Source organism: Proteus sp. fly-1067, from assembly GCF_040139345.1.
GTDB lineage: Bacteria > Pseudomonadota > Gammaproteobacteria > Enterobacterales > Enterobacteriaceae > Proteus > Proteus vulgaris_B.
The window spans coordinates 1-1,185 of sequence record NZ_JBEEUL010000045.1 but is presented as its reverse complement, the minus strand read 5'-3'; the positions used below and the strand labels follow the sequence as shown (position 1 = coordinate 1,185).

Annotated in this window: 1 protein-coding gene; it reads right to left on the bottom strand. The window is 45.2% G+C overall.

Annotation, left to right across the window (positions count from 1 at the left end; translation table 11 throughout):
* Position 1 precedes the first annotated feature (1 nt).
* Positions 2 to 1,185, bottom strand: a 1,184-nt coding sequence (gene tuf, locus ABN217_RS18955) for an elongation factor Tu (protein ID WP_196554958.1), incomplete at its 5' end; no start/stop codon positions are given.

The following is a 1,185-nucleotide window of genomic DNA, read 5'->3' as shown; positions in this document are numbered from 1 at the left end:
ATTAACCTAATACTTTAGCAACAACGCCCGCACCTACTGTACGGCCACCTTCGCGGATAGCGAAACGTAAACCGTCGTCCATCGCGATTGGGTGAATCAGTTCAACGATCATGTTGATGTTGTCACCTGGCATTACCATTTCTACGCCTTCTGGTAATTCGATAGTACCAGTTACGTCAGTTGTACGGAAGTAGAACTGTGGACGGTAGCCTTTGAAGAATGGAGTGTGACGACCACCTTCATCTTTGCTCAGAATATAAACTTCTGATTCGAATTTAGTGTGTGGCTTGATTGAACCTGGTTTAGCCAGTACTTGTCCACGTTCGATTTCTTCACGTTTAGTACCACGCAGCAGAACACCAACGTTCTCACCTGCACGACCTTCGTCAAGTAATTTACGGAACATTTCAACGCCAGTACAAGTTGTTTTAACTGTTGGTTTGATACCAACGATTTCAACTTCTTCACCAACTTTAACAACACCACGCTCAACACGACCTGTTACTACTGTACCACGGCCTGAGATTGAGAATACGTCTTCGATTGGTAACAGGAATGGCTTGTCAATTGCACGCTCTGGTTCTGGGATGTATGAATCCAGTGCTTCTGCTAATTCAACAATTTTTGCTTCCCACTCAGCTTCGCCTTCCAGTGCTTTCAGCGCTGAACCACGGATTACTGGAGTGTCATCACCTGGGAAATCGTACTGAGACAGAAGTTCACGAACTTCCATTTCTACTAATTCCAGTAATTCTTCATCATCTACCATGTCACATTTGTTCAGGAATACGATGATGTAAGGAACACCAACCTGACGACCTAACAGGATGTGCTCACGAGTTTGTGGCATTGGGCCATCAGTCGCAGCAACTACCAGGATAGCTCCGTCCATTTGCGCAGCACCAGTGATCATGTTTTTAACATAGTCGGCGTGACCTGGGCAGTCTACGTGTGCGTAGTGACGAGTTGGTGTGTCATATTCTACGTGTGAAGTAGAAATGGTGATACCACGAGCTTTTTCTTCTGGTGCGTTATCGATTTGATCGAATGCACGAGCAGCACCACCGTAAGTTTTAGCTAAAACTGTAGTGATTGCAGCAGTCAGAGTAGTTTTACCGTGGTCAACGTGGCCGATAGTACCAACGTTAACGTGCGGTTTTGAACGTTCAAATTTTTCTTTAGACA